The sequence below is a fragment of the Microbacterium sp. zg-Y625 genome, assembly GCF_030246925.1.
GTDB classification, from domain to species: domain Bacteria; phylum Actinomycetota; class Actinomycetes; order Actinomycetales; family Microbacteriaceae; genus Microbacterium; species Microbacterium jiangjiandongii.
Genome location: NZ_CP126740.1, coordinates 2,137,932 through 2,154,613, shown reverse-complemented (window position 1 = coordinate 2,154,613; position 16,682 = coordinate 2,137,932). Strand labels below are relative to the sequence as shown.

The 16,682-nt window shown below is 72.1% G+C and carries 14 protein-coding genes; 3 read left to right on the top strand and 11 right to left on the bottom strand.

Annotation, left to right across the window (positions count from 1 at the left end):
- Nucleotides 1-43: 43 nt before the first annotated feature.
- Together QNO14_RS09895 and QNO14_RS09890 are read right to left on the bottom strand one after the other, a co-directional pair.
- On the bottom strand, nt 44-1,354 hold the full coding sequence (locus QNO14_RS09895; RefSeq protein WP_257505122.1) for a cellulase-like family protein: 1,311 nt from the start codon (nt 1,352-1,354) through the stop codon (nt 44-46).
- Nucleotides 1,351-4,611 carry a DUF5107 domain-containing protein gene (locus QNO14_RS09890; RefSeq protein WP_257505121.1) on the bottom strand — a complete coding sequence of 1,087 codons (3,261 nt, stop codon included), beginning with the start codon at nt 4,609-4,611 and terminating at the stop codon, nt 1,351-1,353. Before QNO14_RS09890 ends, QNO14_RS09895 begins: the two co-directional genes overlap by 4 nt.
- A 94-nt stretch (nt 4,612-4,705) precedes the next feature.
- Between QNO14_RS09890 and QNO14_RS09885 the strand changes: the two genes are divergently transcribed.
- A complete protein-coding gene (locus tag QNO14_RS09885; RefSeq protein ID WP_257505120.1) occupies nt 4,706-5,569 on the top strand; it encodes an AraC family transcriptional regulator in 864 nt (287 codons plus the stop codon).
- Between the two features lie 13 nt (nt 5,570-5,582).
- Here QNO14_RS09885 and QNO14_RS09880 read toward each other — a convergent pair whose 3' ends face one another.
- The 3 genes from QNO14_RS09880 to QNO14_RS09870 form a co-directional block, all read right to left on the bottom strand.
- Nucleotides 5,583-6,449 (bottom strand): carbohydrate ABC transporter permease, encoded by an 867-nt coding sequence (locus tag QNO14_RS09880; RefSeq protein ID WP_257505119.1) that lies wholly within the window; start codon nt 6,447-6,449, stop codon nt 5,583-5,585.
- Entirely contained in the window at nt 6,443-7,357 is a 915-nt protein-coding gene (locus tag QNO14_RS09875) for a carbohydrate ABC transporter permease (protein ID WP_257505118.1), read from the bottom strand. Before QNO14_RS09875 ends, QNO14_RS09880 begins: the two co-directional genes overlap by 7 nt.
- 64 nt (nt 7,358-7,421) lie before the next feature.
- Nucleotides 7,422-8,738 (bottom strand): ABC transporter substrate-binding protein, encoded by a 1,317-nt coding sequence (locus QNO14_RS09870; protein WP_257496181.1) that lies wholly within the window; start codon nt 8,736-8,738, stop codon nt 7,422-7,424.
- Nucleotides 8,739-8,924: 186 nt separating this feature from the next.
- Between QNO14_RS09870 and QNO14_RS09865 the strand changes: the two genes are divergently transcribed.
- Entirely contained in the window at nt 8,925-11,045 is a 2,121-nt protein-coding gene (locus tag QNO14_RS09865; RefSeq protein WP_257496180.1) for a beta-galactosidase, read from the top strand.
- Nucleotides 11,046-11,450: 405 nt separating this feature from the next.
- On the opposite strand, the gene QNO14_RS09860 is transcribed toward QNO14_RS09865, so the two are convergent.
- The 3 genes from QNO14_RS09860 to QNO14_RS09850 form a co-directional block, all read right to left on the bottom strand.
- On the bottom strand, nt 11,451-12,176 hold the full coding sequence (locus QNO14_RS09860) for a VIT1/CCC1 transporter family protein (RefSeq protein WP_257505117.1): 726 nt from the start codon (nt 12,174-12,176) through the stop codon (nt 11,451-11,453).
- Nucleotides 12,177-12,224: 48 nt separating this feature from the next.
- Nucleotides 12,225-13,298 carry a Glu/Leu/Phe/Val dehydrogenase family protein gene (locus QNO14_RS09855; protein WP_257505116.1) on the bottom strand — a complete coding sequence of 358 codons (1,074 nt, stop codon included), beginning with the start codon at nt 13,296-13,298 and terminating at the stop codon, nt 12,225-12,227.
- Nucleotides 13,299-13,405: 107 nt separating this feature from the next.
- On the bottom strand, nt 13,406-13,849 hold the full coding sequence (locus QNO14_RS09850) for a pyridoxamine 5'-phosphate oxidase family protein (protein WP_257505115.1): 444 nt from the start codon (nt 13,847-13,849) through the stop codon (nt 13,406-13,408).
- A gap of 50 nt (nt 13,850-13,899) precedes the next feature.
- Here QNO14_RS09850 and QNO14_RS09845 point away from each other — a divergent pair, with 50 nt between their 5' ends.
- Nucleotides 13,900-14,349: a YbaK/EbsC family protein gene (locus QNO14_RS09845; protein WP_306814665.1), complete on the top strand. Its 450-nt coding sequence runs from the start codon at nt 13,900-13,902 to the stop codon at nt 14,347-14,349.
- 208 nt (nt 14,350-14,557) lie between these two features.
- Here the strand turns inward: QNO14_RS09845 and QNO14_RS09840 are convergent, their stop codons facing one another.
- The 3 genes from QNO14_RS09840 to QNO14_RS09830 are packed head-to-tail and all read right to left on the bottom strand — an operon-like array spanning nt 14,558 to nt 16,663.
- Complete coding sequence (locus tag QNO14_RS09840) at nt 14,558-15,055, bottom strand: SixA phosphatase family protein (protein WP_306814627.1); 498 nt, start codon at nt 15,053-15,055, stop codon at nt 14,558-14,560.
- A complete protein-coding gene (locus QNO14_RS09835; RefSeq protein ID WP_257505113.1) occupies nt 15,028-15,378 on the bottom strand; it encodes a gamma-glutamylcyclotransferase family protein in 351 nt (116 codons plus the stop codon). The genes QNO14_RS09840 and QNO14_RS09835 overlap by 28 nt, the downstream gene beginning before the upstream one ends.
- A gap of 13 nt (nt 15,379-15,391) precedes the next feature.
- Nucleotides 15,392-16,663: a DUF445 domain-containing protein gene (locus tag QNO14_RS09830; RefSeq protein WP_257496172.1), complete on the bottom strand. Its 1,272-nt coding sequence runs from the start codon at nt 16,661-16,663 to the stop codon at nt 15,392-15,394.
- Nucleotides 16,664-16,682 lie beyond the last annotated feature (19 nt).

The window sequence follows — 16,682 nt, the reverse complement described above, 5'->3', positions numbered from 1 at the left end:
CCCCCGTCACCGGGGGCTTTTTCACGTCCTGGATGCCGCGGCGTCAGGGCCGCGCGGCGAGGATCTCGGCGTTCAGCGCCTGCTGCCACTCCCGCAGCTGCCACATCGGGTGGTGCGGTGCCGCGTTCGAGCACAGCACCACGCCCCACACGCCGTGGTCGAGGGCCGTGCGCACGCCGTGCTCGGCGAGGGCGCGGCCGACATCGCCCTCCTCGAAGCCGCCGCGCAGCGGGGTGTAGCCGACCCACCCCTCGCCGACGATCGCAGGCACCGACCGCCACCGAGCCCACGCGGCGATCGCAATCACCCGGGAAGCGATCTCGCGGCTCATCACCTCGGCATACGGCGGGTAGTGCTCCTCGAGCCAGTCGTCCCACGCTGCGGCATCGACCCAGTCGTAGCCGTAGACCATCTGGTCGGTGATGACCGTGGCCTGCAGCTTCCAGTCCGCCGGCCGGCCGTAGTCGCTCGGCGAGGGCGCGTCGGCGCGCAGGAGCGAACGCAGCACGGCGTTGGGGAATCCTGCCGTGCCTTCCGAGCGGATGTCGATCCGCTGCTGCAGCGCGTCGAGCACCCCGTAGGAGTAGACGTGGCACTGGGCCGCTCCGAGCGCCTCGGGCACGCGGTGCATCGCCAGGTGCGGCGGCTTGCCGTAGCTGGCGGTGACGAAGAGGTCGGGATTCTCCGCCCGCAGGCGGGCCACGGCCGCGGCGCCGTCGGCGGCGATGTCGGGGAGGACCGAGAAATCGACCTCGTTGTGCAGCTCGACGAGGGCGATGCGCTCGCGGTGGCCGTGCGCGGTCAGCCATGAGAGCATGCGTCCCCAGGCGGATGCCAGCACGTCGTATCGCTCCGCCAGCGGCACGGCGTCGATCGCCTCGAACCAGCGCGGGGATGCCGCGAACGCCGGCGACTGCTGGTACTCCCAGCTGGCGAGGATCACGACCATGTCGTGGCGCGCGGCGGCTTCGAAGAGGGCCAGCAGGTGCGCCCGCAGGTCGAGCCGGTAGCCGCCGGGAGTGTCGTACCAGCGGGTGCGCTGGCCGTAGTAGCCCCCGGTGGCAGCAGCCCCGAGACCCTCGATCTCGAGGTCCTCGGCGAGCTCCTCCAGCCCCAGCCCACCGAAGAGCAGCAGGGGCGCCGCGCAGATGCGGATGGCGTTGTACCCGAGGGATGCCGCATCGGCCACGGCGCCCTCGAGGTCGGCGTACGGCTGCCCGGGACCGGCCTGGGTGTACCAGGAGAAGTCCCACAGGGTGATGGTCAGCCGCTGCGGCAGATGGGCGGGGATCTCGGCGGTGAGGGAGCTCTCGTCCACGGCAGTGGCGGCGGAGCCGAGGTAGCGCTCGGTCATGCTTCGATCCTTCCTGATGCGGCGGCCCGGCCGTGCCGGGCGAGGTCGCGCAGCCGGCCCGCGGTGGCGCGGCGGGCGGCGGCGGTGTCGACGTCGAAGACGAGGAGCTCCGGCAGCGACGTCGCGAAGTAGTCCACGGCATCCTTGGCCGCTTCGAGCTCTGCCGCCCGCTGCTCCAGGCGCACCCACACCTTTTCGGCCGCGTCGTGCTCGCCCAGGCGCAGGTGCGCCGTGCCGATCCAGTGATCCGCCTCGTCGGCAGGTCGTGGCGCGACCGCCAGCGGGGTGCCGCTGCGCGCATCGGCCCAGGCCCGCCGCGCGCCCGCCGCGTCGCCGAGGGCCGCGAGGGCGTCACCCAGCAGCACGAGCCGTTCAGCCTGCGGCACGGCGGGGTGGCGGCCCTCGCCGAGGGATGCCGGAGGCACGAGCCCGTCCGACAGCAGCGCCGCCGCGGCCTGCGCGTCTCCCGCGGCGAGCAGGCGCCGGGCGCGCACGCACGAGGCGCGGTCGAAGGCGGCGATCACGCGGCCCTCACCGCCCTCGAAGGGCCGGAAGACCCGCCCGGTGAGCAGGTTCCAGGCCTCGTCGACGCGCTCGGTGTCGAGCAGCAGCGTCGCGTGCACGAGAGCGAGGTCGTCACGCTCGTGCAGCTGGTCGGGGTGCTCCTCGAGCAGCGCGAGGCGCTCGGCGGGGGTGAGACCGCGCACCTGGGCCAGCAGGTCGCGCTCGAAGACGAGGCGCGCGTCGACGGCGAGGTCGAGGGCATGGGCGTACGCGGCATCCGCCTCCGTGGGGGAGCCGCCGGTCTGCATGATCGCCAGTGCAAGGTTGCGCCACGCGACGGTGTCGGCCGTGCCGGCGGCGGTGGCGGCGCGCAGGTCTCCGAGCGCGTCGTCGGCGCGGCCGGCGTCGAGCAGCCACATGCCGCGCAGGGCGCGGGCGACGGCGTGCTCGGGCTCGGCGGCGATCGCGGCGGAGAGGGCGTCGAACTGGTCGAGGCCTGCGGGGAACGCCCGGGTGGGGGCGCTTGCCGCGGCCGCCGCCCGCTCGTCCGCCGCGGCGGCCTCGTCGCCTGCGGCGGCGGACCACACCGCCCGCAGCAGGTGGCGCATCGGCTCGGCGTTGCCGAACGCCGCCGGTGCCGGGGCGGCAGGCTGTGCCGTGGCCGCGAGGGCCTCGGTGTAGGCGCCGGCGCGCGCGAACTCGGCGGCGACGTCGAGCGCGGTGCGGGGGTCCACGGCGATGCGGTCGCCGGCGAGGGCCCGGGTCGCGGCGTCGAGCGGATCGGCGTCGGAGAGGTGCGAGAGCGCGGCGGCCGCTTCGTCGTGGCGGCCCAGCCCGCGCAGGGCGAGCACCCGCAGGCGGGCGGCCTCGGGCACATGCGGGATGCTGCGTGCGAGCTCCAGGGCGTCGTCCGCCCGTCCGGCGCGCAGGGCCAGCCGCGCCCGCGCGAGGGTCGCCGGCACGCGCCACCCATCCAGCCACCCGGCGGTCGCGAAGGCATCGTCGGCGGCCTGCCGTTCGCCGCGGCGCTCGAGCACCAGGCCGAGCAGGTAGTGCGCCTCACCGTCGCGCGGGTTGAGGTTGCGGCGGGTCAGGCGCGCCACGGCGGTGTTGAGCAGGGCGTGCGCGGCCTCATAGCGGCCTCGCGCGAGGTACCAGGCCGCGAGCGCGGTCGCGGCGCGGGTGTCGCCCGAGTCCCTGCGCAGCGCCTCCTCGAGATACGGCACGGCTGACCGGGAGGGATGCCGGTACTGCAGCAGGTGCTGCGCGGTGAGGTTCAGCTCGTCGGTGGATGCCAGGGCCTCGGCGGCATCCGGCGCTTCGGCGACCCAGGGCTCGGGTGCGGTCTGGTCGCGGCGGGTCCAGGTGACCAGCTCCCGGCCGTCGGCGTCGCGCACGCGGATGGCGCGTACCTCGTGCTCGGGAACGGAGACCTCCCGCACGGTCGGGGCGCCGGGTCCGAGGGTGCAGGTCCACCGCGCCATGCCGCCTGTCGCTGTCTCCACCGTGACGACGGCGTCGGGAACGACCCGGGTGGCGATGACCCCGACGCGAGCGCCGTCGGGGTGCGGGGCGAGCGAGACCGCGGCATCCGTCGTCGCCTGCCGTGCCGGACCGATGGCGTGGATCGGGAACCAGAACTGCGAGAAGGTCTTCGTCTCACCGGGGGCGAGCCACGAGAAGTCGGGCTGGTTGTCGGTGTAGACCCCGGCCATGAGCTCGACATAGGGGCCGTCGTCATCGGTGAGCTGAGCGTCCCACGCGCGGCCGATGGGCCCGTCGCCCCACGTCCACTGCTTCTTGCCGGGCGAGATCGCGCGGTCGGCCCAGTGCACGAATCCGGCGTCGGCGGCGTGGTCGTAGCCGCCGAAGAACGAATCCGCGGTGTCGGTGATCATGTACGACGTCGGCACCGGGATGTTGCTGTAGATGTCGATGCGGTCGGCGTCGGGGCGCTCGGCGGCCAGGGCGGGGTAGTCCACGCCGTAGTACGGGCGGTCCGCGCGGGGGAAGGCGGTGATGGCGCGGCGGGCATGGTCGGCGACGTAGGCGACGTCGTCGGGGAAGAACGACTGGTACTGCTCGTGCGAGCGCGCGGCGACGTTGGCCCACCACAGGAACGTCTGCGGCACGTCGGTGCGGTTGTGGAGCCTTGCCTCGAGCTCGATGAGCGAGGACTCCGGCCGCAGGCGGATGCCGTGGACGCCGCGCATCCGCTGCAGCGGATCGAGGTCGCTGTGCCAGACGACGACGGCGCCGTCATCCTCGCGCTCGATGCGGCTGTCGACGGGCAGGTAGGTCGCCGGCCGGTGGTGCTGGGGCCAGTTGAACTCGACCCCACCCGAGATCCAGGGGCCGGCGAGGGCCACGAGGGCGGGCTTGATCACGTTGTTGCGGTAGAAGAAGTCGTACCCGGCGACCTTGTCGTAGCCGATGTGGATGCGTCCGCCGAGCTCGGGAAGCAGCATGAGCCGCACCGACGCGTTCTCGAGGTGGATCGCCTGCCACTGGCGCGGGTGCTTCTCGTGCGCGATGTGGTCGGTCATGGGCAGCGGGTAGACGCGTCCGCTGGAACCCTGGTAGACGCGGCGGTCGAGGAACAGCGGGTAGCGGTCGGGCTCGCCGGCCTCATAGGTGTCGATCTGCACCGGCTCGCTCCAGCACGCCACGCCTCCGCCGTCGAGGATGAGCTGCTGGTCGGCGGGGGCTGCGGGGAGCTGGATACGGCTCGGGGCGTCTTCGTCTCGGGTCACCCTGCCGAATCTAGGGTCCCGTCGGGCGCCCCGCCATGGCGGATTGATCGGTGCGGATGGACGATCCGACGATTGCGCATGCCAGGATGAAGGAATGGAGCGCCGCGACGGATTCGATCACCAGCGCATGAGCGTCGTGCCGTATCCCCTGGTGGATGCCGCGCTCAGCCGACCCGCCACCCGGCGCATCGTCGTCACCGACGCCGGTCACTTTCCGCAGGCGAACGGCCATGCCCGGCATCGGCCCGCGGGCGCTCCGGAGACCATCGTCATCGTGTGCGTCGCCGGCAAGGGCTGGATCGACATCGGCGGCGTCCACACGCGCATCGGCAGCTCCACGGCGCTCGTGATCCCGAACGGGGTGCCGCACTCGTATGGCGCCGACGCAGAGGACCCCTGGACGATCTGGTGGTGTCACCTGCGCGGGACAGACGTTCCCGAGCTGCTCGAGGCCGCCGGGGTCAGCGCCGCGAAGGTGACGATGTCGCTGCGGGCCGTCGACCGTGCCACGGCGCTGCTGGACGAGATCGCCACGTCGCTCGAGCGCGACACCACTCCCGCCCGGCTGCTCGCGGCATCCGGCATGGCCTGGCGCCTTCTCACGCAGCTGGCCGTCGACCGTGCGCTGCCCGAGGACGGCACCCCGCTCGAGCGCGCCATCCGCTACCTCGAGGAGCGGGTCGACGGCCGCGTGCAGGTGCCTGATCTGGCGGCGATGGTGGGGGTGTCGACGTCGCACTTGGCGGCGCTGTTCCGGGAGGCCACCGGCGGGGGAGTGCTGGCCTACCACCTGGCGCAGAAGATGGCGCGCGCGCGGCGGCTGCTCGACACCACGCACCTGCCGGTGGCCGAGGTCGGCCGCGCCGTCGGGATGGATGACCCGTTCTACTTCTCCCGGCAGTTCCGCCGCACGCACGGAATGAGCCCTTCCACGTACCGAAGCACGCGGAAGGGCTGATCCGGCCCGGGCCTCAGCCCTTGGTGGCGCCGGCGGTGAGGTCGGCGCGCCAGAACCGCTGCAGGGCGACCATCAGCGCGACCAGCAGGATCGCCGACACGGCGGAGCCGGTGACCACGAGCTGGTAGAACATGGGGTCGCGCTGGGTCTGCGAGTTCCACAGCGTCAGGCCCAGGGTCACCGGGAACGTGCGCGTGTCGTTGAGCATGACCAGCGGCAGCAGGTAGTTGTTCCAGATGGTGACGAACTGGAAGAGGAAGATCGTCACGAGCGCGGGCATCATCATGCGCGAGGCGATGGACCCGAAGATGCGCAGGTCTCCGGCGCCGTCGAGGCGCGCCGCCTCGATGATCTCGTCGGGGACGCTGGCGTTGGCGTGGATGCGGGCGAGGTACACCCCGAACGGGCTCACCATGCTCGGCAGCAGCACGGCCCAGTACGACCCGGTGAGGCCCACGGTGTTGAGCAGGAAGTACAGCGGCAGGGCGATGACCGTCGCCGGCACCAGCACGCCGCCGAGGATCACCGAGAACAGCGCCTCGCGGCCGCGGAAGCGGTACTTGGCGATGGCGTAGCCGCACGCGCTCGCGATGACCATGGCGACGGCGGCACCCACGCCGGAGTACACGACGCTGTTGAGCACCCAGCGGGTGAAGGCCCCGCCGTCCTGCGTGAACAGCCGCGTGAGGTTCTCCCACGCCTGCGGGGTGTCCGAGAACCACAGCCCGAAGGTGGCGAACAGGTCGCCGGGCGACTTCGTCGCGGCGATCACGACCCACACCAGCGGTAGAACGAAGTAGATCGCGGCGACGAAGAGGACGACGTTGACGGCGACGCTGCTGGGGGCGACGCGCGATGCGGGACGAGCTGGGCTCACCATGCGCGGTTCCCCTTTCGGTTGACGAGGCGGAGGAAGCCGAACGAGAACGCGAAGCCGAGCACGGCGACGATGACGGCCATGGCGGCGGCGAGGTTCGGGTTGCCCTGGGCGAACGCCTGGTTGTAGGCGGCCAGGTTGGGGGTGAAGGTCGAGCTGATGGCCGTCGTCAGCGGCCGCAGCACGAGCGGCTCGACGAACAGCTGCAGGGTGCCGATGACGGTGAAGACCGTCACGAGGATCAGCGAGGGCCGCACCAGCGGCAGCTTGATGTTCCGGATGATCGACCACGCCGAGGCGCCGTCGACGCGGGCGGCTTCGTACAGCTCGGAGGGGATCGCGTGCAGGGCGGAGATCAGGATGATCATGTTGTAGCCCGCGAAGCCCCACAGGGCGATGTTGGCGATGGCGAACAGCACGTTGTCGCCGGAGAGCGGGTTGATGCTCACGCCGATGCCCTCGAGCATCTGGAGGATGGGGCTCGTGGCGGGCACGTACAGGAAGCCCCACAGCAGGGTCGCCACGACACCGGGCACACCGTAGGGGGCGAAGTAGAGCACGCGGAAGAACTTGCCGCCCCAGGCGCGGCCGGAGTCCAGCAGCAGCGCCAGTCCCAGCGCCGTGATCACCATCAGGGGAACGAGGATCGCCGAGAACAGCAGCAGCCGGCCCAGGCTCTCGACGAAGGTGGCATCGCTCAGGGCGCGGGCGTAGTTGTCGAAGAAGACGAAGACCGTCTCGGGGCGGCCGAGGCCGAGTCCCGAGCTCTTGGTGGCGAACATGCTCTGCACCAGGGCGTAGATGATCGGCGCGATGAAGAACAGCGCGAACATCACGACGAAGGGCAGCAGCAGCGCCCACAGCGCCGGGCGAGGGCGGCGCCGGGTGCGGCGGGGGACGAGGGTGCTCATGGGGTGCTTTCGGCGAGGAATGAGAAGCGGGGGGAGGGACGTCGGTCCCTCCCCCCGCCGGGGGTCACTTGACGGTGATGCCGCGCTCTTCGAGCGCGTTCACGACGTCGGACTGGGTCTTGCGGTAGGCATCCGCGATCGGGGTGCCCGCATCGACGGCCGCCTTGACGTTGTCGGTCAGCGACGCGAAGAGGGTGGATGCCAGCGGCGGCCACTTCCAGGAGGTGTCGACCGCGGCATCCGACTCGGCGAAGACGTCCCAGATGTCCTGACCGCCGTAGAAGGCGAAGACCTCGGGGTCCTCCTGCAGCGACGCGACCTCGCTGGTGTCGGCGATGGCCGGCCAGCCGGCGCCCACCGAGGTGAGGATGTCGACGCTGGCGGGGTCGGAGTTCATCCACAGGACGAACTCCGCCGCGGCCTCGGGGTTCTTCGACCCCTTCAGCACGACGCTTGCCGAGCCGCCTGCCCAGGTGGCCGAGACGTTGTCGCCGGCGTTCCACTGCGGCACGGGGCCGACCGCCCACGAGCCGGCCGTGTCGGGAGCCGTGCCGCGCAGGATGGCGTCTGCCCAGGAGCCCGAGATCCACGTGACGACGTTGCCGTTCTGGATGTCGGCGTTCCACTCGCTGGAGAAGTCGGCCTCGATCTTGACGAGGTCCTCGTCGATGAGCTTCTGCCAGTACTCGGCGACGCTGATGGTGGCATCCCCGTCGATGTCGACGACCCACGCGTCGTCCTCGGTGTCGAACCAGTTCGCGCCGCCCTGCTGCGCGAGGCCGATCATCCACGGTGCCTGGTTGAAGGCGAACGCCGCGATGTAGCGGTTGGGGTCGGAGGCACGGATGACCTTCGCGGCCTCGTAGTACTCGTCCCACGTGGTGGGGTAGGCAAGGCCCAGCGAGTCGAAGATGTCCTTGCGGTAGAACTGGCCGAGCGGGCCCGAGGCCTGCGGCACCGCGTAGACGCGGTCGTCGAAGACGCCGGTCTCCCACTGCCACGGCACGAAGTCGTCGGCGGAGTCGCCGACGTAGTCGGTGATGTCCTCGAGGGCGTCGTTGATGAGGAAGTCGGGGATGGAGTCGTAGCCGACCTGCGCGACGTCGGCGGGGTTGCCGGCCTGCACCGCGGAGAGCATCTTGGCGTAGCCACCGTCGGGCCCGGCGGTGATCGTCTCGAGGGTGACGTGGATGTCGTCGTGCTCTTCGTTGAAAGCGTCCACGACCTGGTCGATGTTCGGCACCCAGGACTGGAAGGTGATCTCGACGGGGCCGTCGGACGAGCCTTCGGCGTCGCCGGCACAGCCCGAGAGCGCGAGCGCCCCTGCCGCGCCGATGGCCACGGCGGAAAGAACCCGCCTGCGGCGTTGTGGCTGATTCATGGACATAATGCTCCCTCGCATGTGCTCGTGGATCCTCTCGGATATGGCGCAACCCGAGATTTCCCACCGACTCTACGTGCGCAGGCATGTCGAATGTCGTGTCAGACCTGGACGATTCAATGGTCCCTTTTCGGCGCTTCACGCGCGGTTTCCGTAGACTGGGAGCGCCCCCACGAAAGGTCCGCCGTGCCCCCCACGAACTCCCTCCACGTCCGCGCGCCCGAGGTGTCCCACCGCACCGACCTGGGCTCCGGGGCGGTCACCGTGACCAATCGCGCCGTGCTCGTCGACGGTGCGCCGGTCTTCCCGCTGACCGGCGAGGTGCACTTCTCGCGGCTGCCGCGGGCGCAGTGGGACGACACCCTGCGCCGCGTCCGCGCCGCCGGCATCACGCACGTCGCCTCATACGTGCTGTGGAACCACCACGAGCCCGTGCGCGGCGAGGTCTCGTTCGAGGGCGGCCTGGACGTCGCCGCGTTCCTGCGCGCCGCTCGCGGCCAGGGCCTCGAAATCGTGCTGCGCATCGGTCCCTACGCGCACGCCGAGAGCCGCCACGGCGGCCTACCGGACTGGATCGCGGAGTCGGGCATGGCCGTCCGCACCGACGACCCCGCCTACCTCACCGAGGTGGAGCGCTGGTACACCCTGCTCGAGGAGCAGGTGCGCGGCATCCCGCTGTTCGCCATTCAGGTCGACAACGAGCTCTACGACCAGCCGCAGCACCTGAGCACGCTGCGCGCCCTCGCGGAGCGCGTGGGCTTCTCGGCGCCGCTGTGGGTGGCCACCGGCTGGGGCGCGGCCGATCTGCCTGACGACGTGCTGCCGGTGTTCGGCGGGTACTCCGACTCGTTCTGGATCGAGGCCTCTGATACCCGGGACCTCCGCAGCGAAAGCAACTTCTACCCGTCGGCGCGTCGCGACGACGACGGCATCGGCGCCGACCACCGCACCGGCGAGCCGGGCGAAGCACGCGAGTACGACCTGCCGTTCGCGACCTGCGAGATCGGCGCCGGCATGGTCGCCGCCTACCACCGCCGTCCGATCGTGACCGCCGACGACGTCGACGCGCTGACGCTCGCCAAGCTCGCGTCGGGGAGCGTCTGGCAGGGCTATTACATGTTCTCCGACGGCCGCAATCCGCGCACCGGACTGCAGGAGGCCCACGCGAACGGCGAGCCCAACGACTTCACCGACATCTCATACGACTTCGGTGCGCCGCTGACGGTCGACGGGATGCCGCGGGCCAGCTGGTACCGCCTGCGCCGCCAGCACCACCTGCTGCAGCAGTGGGGCGCGCTGCTGGCGGACATGCCGGCATCGTTCCCCGACGACGCTCCGGTCGCCCCCGATGCCGAGGGGCTGCGCTGGTCGGTGCGCTCGGACGGCTCAGCGGGCTTCGTGTTCGTCGTCAACCACCAGCCGGGGATCACCCTGCCGGCCCACGACGGCGTCGCGTTCGGCGTGACGACGGATGCCGGCGAGGTCGAGTTCCCCGCCGTGGACATCCCCTCCGGCGCCGCGTTCGTCTGGCCGTTCGGGCTGCGCGTCGGGTCAGTCACGGTGCGCTGGGCCACGGCGCAGCCGTTGACGCAGGTGACCTGGCGCGGGGCGCCGCTGCTGGTGCTGACGGCGACCGATGGCATCCCCGCCCGTTTCGACGTCGACGCCGAGGTGCGCCCGGCTGAGCTGGATGGCCCCGGAGTGCTTTCCGAGCTGGTCATCGGTGGCGAGGTCGTCGCGCGGGTGCTGGTGCTGAGCGAGGCCGACGGTCTGCGCCTGGGCGTGCGCGGCGACGAACTCGTGCTCGCCGACGGCGTCGTGGCCCCGGACCGCGTGGAGCTGTTCGCCGGCGGCGAGGTGCAGCGGCTGACCTCCGACGGCTGGATCGCCGTGGGTTCGGCGGCGCCGCGGCGTGCCGACGTCGCTGTCACGACCGTGCGCGCCGCCGGCACGCCGCCCGAGCGGCACGCCGCCCCCAACGGGCGCGCGTCGATTCCCACCGACTGGAGCGGGGCGGCCAAGATCGCCCTCGACCTCCCCGACGACGCCGAGGGCACCCTCGTCATCGACTGGGAGGGCGACGTCGCACGCGCCTGGGTCGGCGACCGGCTGCTGTCGGATGCGATCTACCGCGGAGAGCCGTGGCGCATCGCGCCGCACGACCGGCGCGGAGCGCAGCGCATCGCGATCGAGATCCTGCCGCCGCACCCCGACGCGCAGGTGCTCGTCGGTGCGGGGCGTGTGCCCATGCGCACCGAGGTGACCTCCGCGCGGCTCGAGACGCCGGCCACGGTGGCGCTGGACTGACGCGGGGCGCGGGGCGGCGGGGCGGCTGCCGCGCCCGCGCCGCTGCCGGTGGCGCGGGCCGCTGCCGCGCCGGTGGCGCGGGCGTTCGGCGAGCACAACGTCGGCAGGTGGTAATGGCCGGGACCTTTCGGCCCCCGGGACCGGTTCTTCCCGCCGAAACTGGCGACGTTGTGCACGCGGGATCGGGCCGGGCCGCGCCGGCCCACTCGCACCGGGACCCACCGCACGCGGTGGGTGTGGGCCCACCGCCGCGCCCGGCGCGCCGCGGCGGCGACAGCGGGGCGTGCACAACGTCGGCAGGGCGTACCGGCCGGGCCGCGTCAGGCCGCGGAACCGGGGGTCCGCGCCCGAATCGGCGACGTTGTGCACGCGGGCGGGCGAGAGGCGGCCCTGCGCGGGGTCGCGCTAGACCACGCCGGTGGAATCCAGCAGCAGGCCGACCGCCCATGTCGCGCCGAGGGCCAGTGCGCCGCCCACGACCGTGCGGGTCATCGCACGCAGCGCCGGTGCACCGCTCATGCGGGCGGCGACGGCGCCGGTGATCGCGAGCGCGATCAGCACGGTGATGAATGTCACCGGCACCCGCCAGGCGGCGGGCGGCAGCAGGATCGCCGCCATGGGCAGGATCGCGCCCAGCACGAACGCGATGCCGGAGGTGAACGCCGCAGCCCAGGGGCTCACGACCCCCTCACGGCTGATCGCGTATTCGGCCTCGAGGTGCGAGCCGAGTGCGTCTTGCTCGGTCAGCTCCTGCGCCACCTGCCGCGCCGTGGCATCTGAAAGTCCGCGGTTTCGGTAGACCGTCGTGAGCTGCTCGAGCTCATCATCGGGGATGTCGCGCAGCTCGCGCTTCTCCTGTTCGATCAGCGCGCGCTCGGTGTCGCGCTGGCTGCTGACCGAGACGTACTCGCCGACGGCCATCGAGATGGCACCGCCGATGAGCGCCGCAGCTCCCGCCGTGATGACGTGCGACGACTGCGCGTTGGCGCCGGCGACGCCGACCACGACCGCCGCGACCGACACGATGCCGTCGTTCGCCCCGAGCACTCCCGCGCGCAGGCGATTCAGCCGTGACGCGAGGGCGCTGCCGCCGCTCTTCGCGGCGCCGCCGTTCGTACCCGATGCGCTCATGCGGCACACCCTGTCACGACCGGCGGCGCCGAGGAAGACCCCGATGGGTCAGGTCAGAGCGGTCTCGCGGGACCCTGCCGCCAGGCGCTGCGCGGCCAGCTCTTCGGCCGCGGCCAGCGGGGTGATGCCGCTCGCCGTGGCCTCGTCGAAGATGCGGCGCAGCGTGTCGCCGATGCCCGCAACCCGCTCGAAGATCTGCGGGCGCGTGCCGAGATGCTTCGCCGCGGAGTCCAGATAGATGACGCCCCCGGCGTTGACGACGAAGTCGGGCGCGTAGAGGATGCCACGGGCCGCCAGCCGGTCCGCCCCGGCGTGGGACGCCAGCGGGTTGTTGGCGGGTCCGCAGACGGCAGTGGCATCCAGGGCGTCGATGACCTCGTCGGTGAGCAGGCCCCCGATGCCTGCCGGGACGAACACGTCGGCGGGTACGAGGTGCTCGGTGCCGGGATCGACCCAGGCGGCGCCCAGGTCGGCGGCGAGGTGCCGCTTGGCGAGGTTGACGTCGGTGACGGTGAGGGCGGCGCCCTCTGCAGACAGACGCAGGGCGAGGCGGCTTCCCACCTGACCGAGTCCCGAGATGGTGATGCGGCGGCCGGCGACATCGGGGGACCCGGTGACGCGTTCGAGGGTGGCGCGCAGCGACTCGTAGACGCCCAGGCTCGTGGGGCCGGCCGGCTCGCCGGATCCGCCGACGGCGTCGGGCAGGCCCACCACATGGGCGGTGCGCTCCGATACCACCAGCATGTCGTCGGTGGTGGAGCCGACGTCCTCCGCGGTGCGGTAGAGCCCGCCGAGTGACTCCACGGCGTCGCCGAGGTCGAGGAAGGCGTCCCGGCGGCGCGTCCCGTCGAGCACCGTGTCGGGTTCGAGTCCGATGACCGCCTTGCCGCCGCCGGCGTCGAGCCCGGCCGCGGCGTTCTTCAGGGTCATCGCGGCCGACAGCCGCAGGGCGTCGCCGAGGGCGTCGCTCCAGTGCGGGTAGGTCCACAGGCGGGCGCCGCCGAGGGCGGAACCGAGAACCGAGGAGTGCAGGGCGACGACGAGGAACAGACCGCTCCGTCGCCCCGTGATCACCTCCACCCGCTCGTGGGTGACATCGGGCAAGGGCAGGGCGGTGGTCATCGCGTTCCTCTTTCGGCGGGCCTTGTGGGCTGCACTCCCGGAGCCGCGGCGTTGCGGCATCCTGCCCCCATTGTGCATCACTCAGTGCCGCCGGTTCGAGGCCCGGCTCAGCCTCCCCAGGCCACCAGCCGCGTCGGGGTGAACACGATGCGCGTCGAGAACGTGCGACCGAACTGCTCCAGCGGCATGCCGTAGGCCGCGATCGCGCGGTGGTACTTGGCCTCGTACGGCTCGCGGAACTGCTCCAGCCAGGTTTCCGCGCCCTTCGGCTCGAGGCGCACGTCGCCCTGCAGCACGACGATGTCGTCACCGAACGCCCCGCCCGAGTCGAGGTGCACGACGGCCTGCGATCCCCGCTGCAGGTGCTTCACCTTCAGGGTGTCCGGTTCGCTGAGGATCGTGAGCACACCGTCGTGCCAGAAGAACCAGACCGGGGCCGGGTGCGGGCGCCCTTCGGTGGTGGTGGTCACGAGCCAGGCGATGAGGTCCGTACTCAGACGCGTGCGGGCCATGGCGTGGGCGGGCTTGTCGACGTCGAACAGGTCGTCCATGGGCTGACTCTAGAGTGGGGGGCGTGACAGCGCACCTGCCCCCTCGCAGCATGCTCGTGCACGCGGCGCTTCGGGCTGCCGGCATCCCGGGCGAGATCGTCGTGCTGCCGGATGCCGCGGCCACTGCGGCGCAGGCCGCCGCAGCCGTCGGGGTCGAGGTCGGCGCGATCGCGAACAGCCTGGTCTTCTGGTCAGACGGCGAGCCGCTGCTGGTGATGACCAGCGGCGCGCACCGCGTCGACACCGCAGCGCTCGCCGCCCGGCTCGGCCGGCAGCGTATCGAGCGCGCCACGGCTCAGCAGGTGCGGGATGCCACGGGTCAGGCGATCGGCGGCGTGGCTCCCACCGGCCACCCCGCCCCGCTGTCGACGGTCGTCGACGAGATGCTCGCGGGGTATCCCGAGATCTGGGCGGCCGCCGGCACGCCGCACACCGTGTTCCCACTGACCTTCGATCAGCTGGTCGCCCTCACCGGCGGCCGCGTCGCACCGGTGGACTGACGGAGCTCAGGCGCGCACGAGGATCTTCGCGCCTGCTCCCGACCGCAGGCGGTGGGGACCCGCCTGCTCAGGGGGCCGTCGCGATCTGCAGGCAGACGATCGCAGCGGCGGCCGACCACGCCTGCGGCCGACATACACCCCGCGCTGGTGAGCGTGTCGACGCCGCGGCCGTCGCGGTCCAGCGCGATGGCGGCCCGGCGCGCGGTCCTCACCGCGGCGAGTCGAACGTCCACTCGTCGGGATCGAGTGCGTCCGCGACCTCCCAGTCGTCCTGATCGCGCCAGGTGAAGGTGGCGACCGCGCAGGTCGGCATGTGGCCGATCGAATCGTTCGACAGCCGTGCGGCGAGCACGCTCATGCCGGGGTCGTGGGCGACGACCAGCACCGACGGCGCGCCTTGCTGCACGGCGGCCTCGAGCAGCTCTTCGGCGGGCGCCCCGTAGAGCCCCGGCCGCAGCACGGGCTCCACACCGAAGCGCTCGCCGAACGCCGCGGCCGTGGTGCGGGCCCGCCGGGCGGTGGACGTCACGATCGCATCGGGCACGAAGCCGCTGTCGGCCAGGCGTGCGGCCATGACCGGCGCGTCGTGCAGCCCGCGCTCGTTCAGCGCGCGGTCGTGGTCGGCGACCCCCGGCGAGCCCCACTCGCTCTTGGCATGACGCACGAGCGCGAGGCGGATCACGGCGCCGCCACCACGTACACCCATGCGCCGCGACCACTCTCGAGCGTCACGGGCAGGCGATAGAAGGGTGGGCCCACCAGATCGTCGGCGGCATCCAGCTCAGCCTCGCTGAGGCGCAGCACTGTGCCGATGACCTTGTCGCGCGGGTCTCCGGTGCGGCGCAGCTCGCGCTGCGTGATGGGCCCGATGCGCTCGGCGATGCGGGGGTCCGGCCGCCGGGTCAACGAGGTCGTGTAGCCCGGCAGCACGTCGGTCTCGGTGTGCACGACGCGCCCGAACGTGTCGAGCTGCAGCTCGCCGCCCTCCAGTGAGCCGTAGCTGAACAGCAGCTCGACCGTGTCGCCCATGCGCCCAGGCTAGTCAGCCCACCAGTGCATGCGCGATGGTGAAGATGACGAGGCCTGCCAGAGCACCCACCACGGTGCCGTTCAGCCGGATGTACTGCAGGTCGCGTCCGACCATCAGCTCGATCTTCTCCGTGGTCTCGACGGGGTCCCAGCGCTCGACCGTCTCGGTGATGATCGAGGCGATGTCGTGCCGGTACCGGTCGACCAGGAAGACGGCGGCATCCGTCGCCCAGCCGTCGACGCGCTGCTGCAGCGCGGTGTCCGTCGACAGCCGTGTGCCGGCGTCGATGAGGGCCTGGGTCATGCGCGCGCGCAGGCCGCTGTCGGGGTCAGAGAGGGAGCGCAGCAGTCCCGACTTCGTGGTGTCCCAGGCCTCGGCGGCCAGCTCCCGCACCCGCGGGGAGTCGAAGACCCCCGATTTGGCGTCCTCGAAGCGGCCGATCGTCGCGGGGTCGTTCTGCAGGCTGTCGGCGAGCCGGGTGAGGTACTGGTCGACCGCGCGCCGCGCGGCGTGGTCGGGGTCGCCGCGCACGTCCCGGACGAACGAGAGGGCCTCTTTGTACAGCGTGTCGTCGATGATCCGGAGCACCATCGAGGGAACCCAGGACGGCAGGCGGCTGGAGACGAGGCCGTCGAAGGACGACCGGTTGCCCTCCAGCCAGACCCCGAGCGAGTCCGCCAGCATGTCCACCGCGCCGTGATGCGCTCCCGAGTCGACCAGACGCGACAGCCACCCGCCGACGGACGGCCCCCAGTCCGGCTCGACGAGGTGCTCGCGGGCGACGTCGGCGATGAGGTCCTGCACGTCGCTGTCGCTGAGGGCGCGCAGCACGCCGGCGGCCATCGCCGATCCCTCGTCCGCGACGCGCGCGGCGTGCTCGGGCCGCGCCAGCCACTCGCCGAGGCGGCGGGACACGCTCATCGACTCCAGCTTGGTGCGCACGACCTCGGTGGAGAGGAAGTTGGTCTCGACGAACTCCCCGAGGGTGCGTCCGATCTCGTCCTTGCGGCTCGGGATGATCGCGGTGTGCGGGATGGGGATGCCGAGCGGATGCCGGAACAGGGCCGTCACCGCGAACCAGTCCGCCAGCGCGCCGACCATGCCGCCTTCGGCCGCCGCCCGCACGTAGGCGAGCCAGGGCACGTCGGCCTGCAGCGGGAACGACACGGCGAAGACGACCGCCATGAACAGCAGCGCTCCCAGGGCGACGGCCTTCATCCGCCGCAGGGCGCGCCGGCGCTCCTGGTCGGCGGGGCTCAGCGCGGCGAGGGGGGTGCGGGGCATGCCGTCATCCTCGCATGAG

What these genes read in the sequence shown, in the direction of transcription:
- QNO14_RS09895 (WP_257505122.1), bottom strand. Translation starts at nt 1,354, where the DNA reads ATGACCGAGCGCTACCTCGGCTCCGCCGCCACTGCCGTGGACGAGAGC.
- QNO14_RS09885 (WP_257505120.1), top strand. Translation starts at nt 4,706, where the DNA reads ATGGAGCGCCGCGACGGATTCGATCACCAGCGCATGAGCGTCGTGCCG.
- QNO14_RS09880 (WP_257505119.1), bottom strand. Translation starts at nt 6,449, where the DNA reads ATGGTGAGCCCAGCTCGTCCCGCATCGCGCGTCGCCCCCAGCAGCGTC.
- QNO14_RS09875 (WP_257505118.1), bottom strand. Translation starts at nt 7,357, where the DNA reads ATGAGCACCCTCGTCCCCCGCCGCACCCGGCGCCGCCCTCGCCCGGCG.
- QNO14_RS09870 (WP_257496181.1), bottom strand. Translation starts at nt 8,738, where the DNA reads ATGAATCAGCCACAACGCCGCAGGCGGGTTCTTTCCGCCGTGGCCATC.
- QNO14_RS09860 (WP_257505117.1), bottom strand. Translation starts at nt 12,176, where the DNA reads ATGAGCGCATCGGGTACGAACGGCGGCGCCGCGAAGAGCGGCGGCAGC.
- QNO14_RS09855 (WP_257505116.1), bottom strand. Translation starts at nt 13,298, where the DNA reads ATGACCACCGCCCTGCCCTTGCCCGATGTCACCCACGAGCGGGTGGAG.
- QNO14_RS09850 (WP_257505115.1), bottom strand. Translation starts at nt 13,849, where the DNA reads ATGGACGACCTGTTCGACGTCGACAAGCCCGCCCACGCCATGGCCCGC.
- QNO14_RS09845 (WP_306814665.1), top strand. Translation starts at nt 13,900, where the DNA reads ATGCTCGTGCACGCGGCGCTTCGGGCTGCCGGCATCCCGGGCGAGATC.
- QNO14_RS09840 (WP_306814627.1), bottom strand. Translation starts at nt 15,055, where the DNA reads ATGGGTGTACGTGGTGGCGGCGCCGTGATCCGCCTCGCGCTCGTGCGT.
- QNO14_RS09835 (WP_257505113.1), bottom strand. Translation starts at nt 15,378, where the DNA reads ATGGGCGACACGGTCGAGCTGCTGTTCAGCTACGGCTCACTGGAGGGC.
- QNO14_RS09830 (WP_257496172.1), bottom strand. Translation starts at nt 16,663, where the DNA reads ATGCCCCGCACCCCCCTCGCCGCGCTGAGCCCCGCCGACCAGGAGCGC.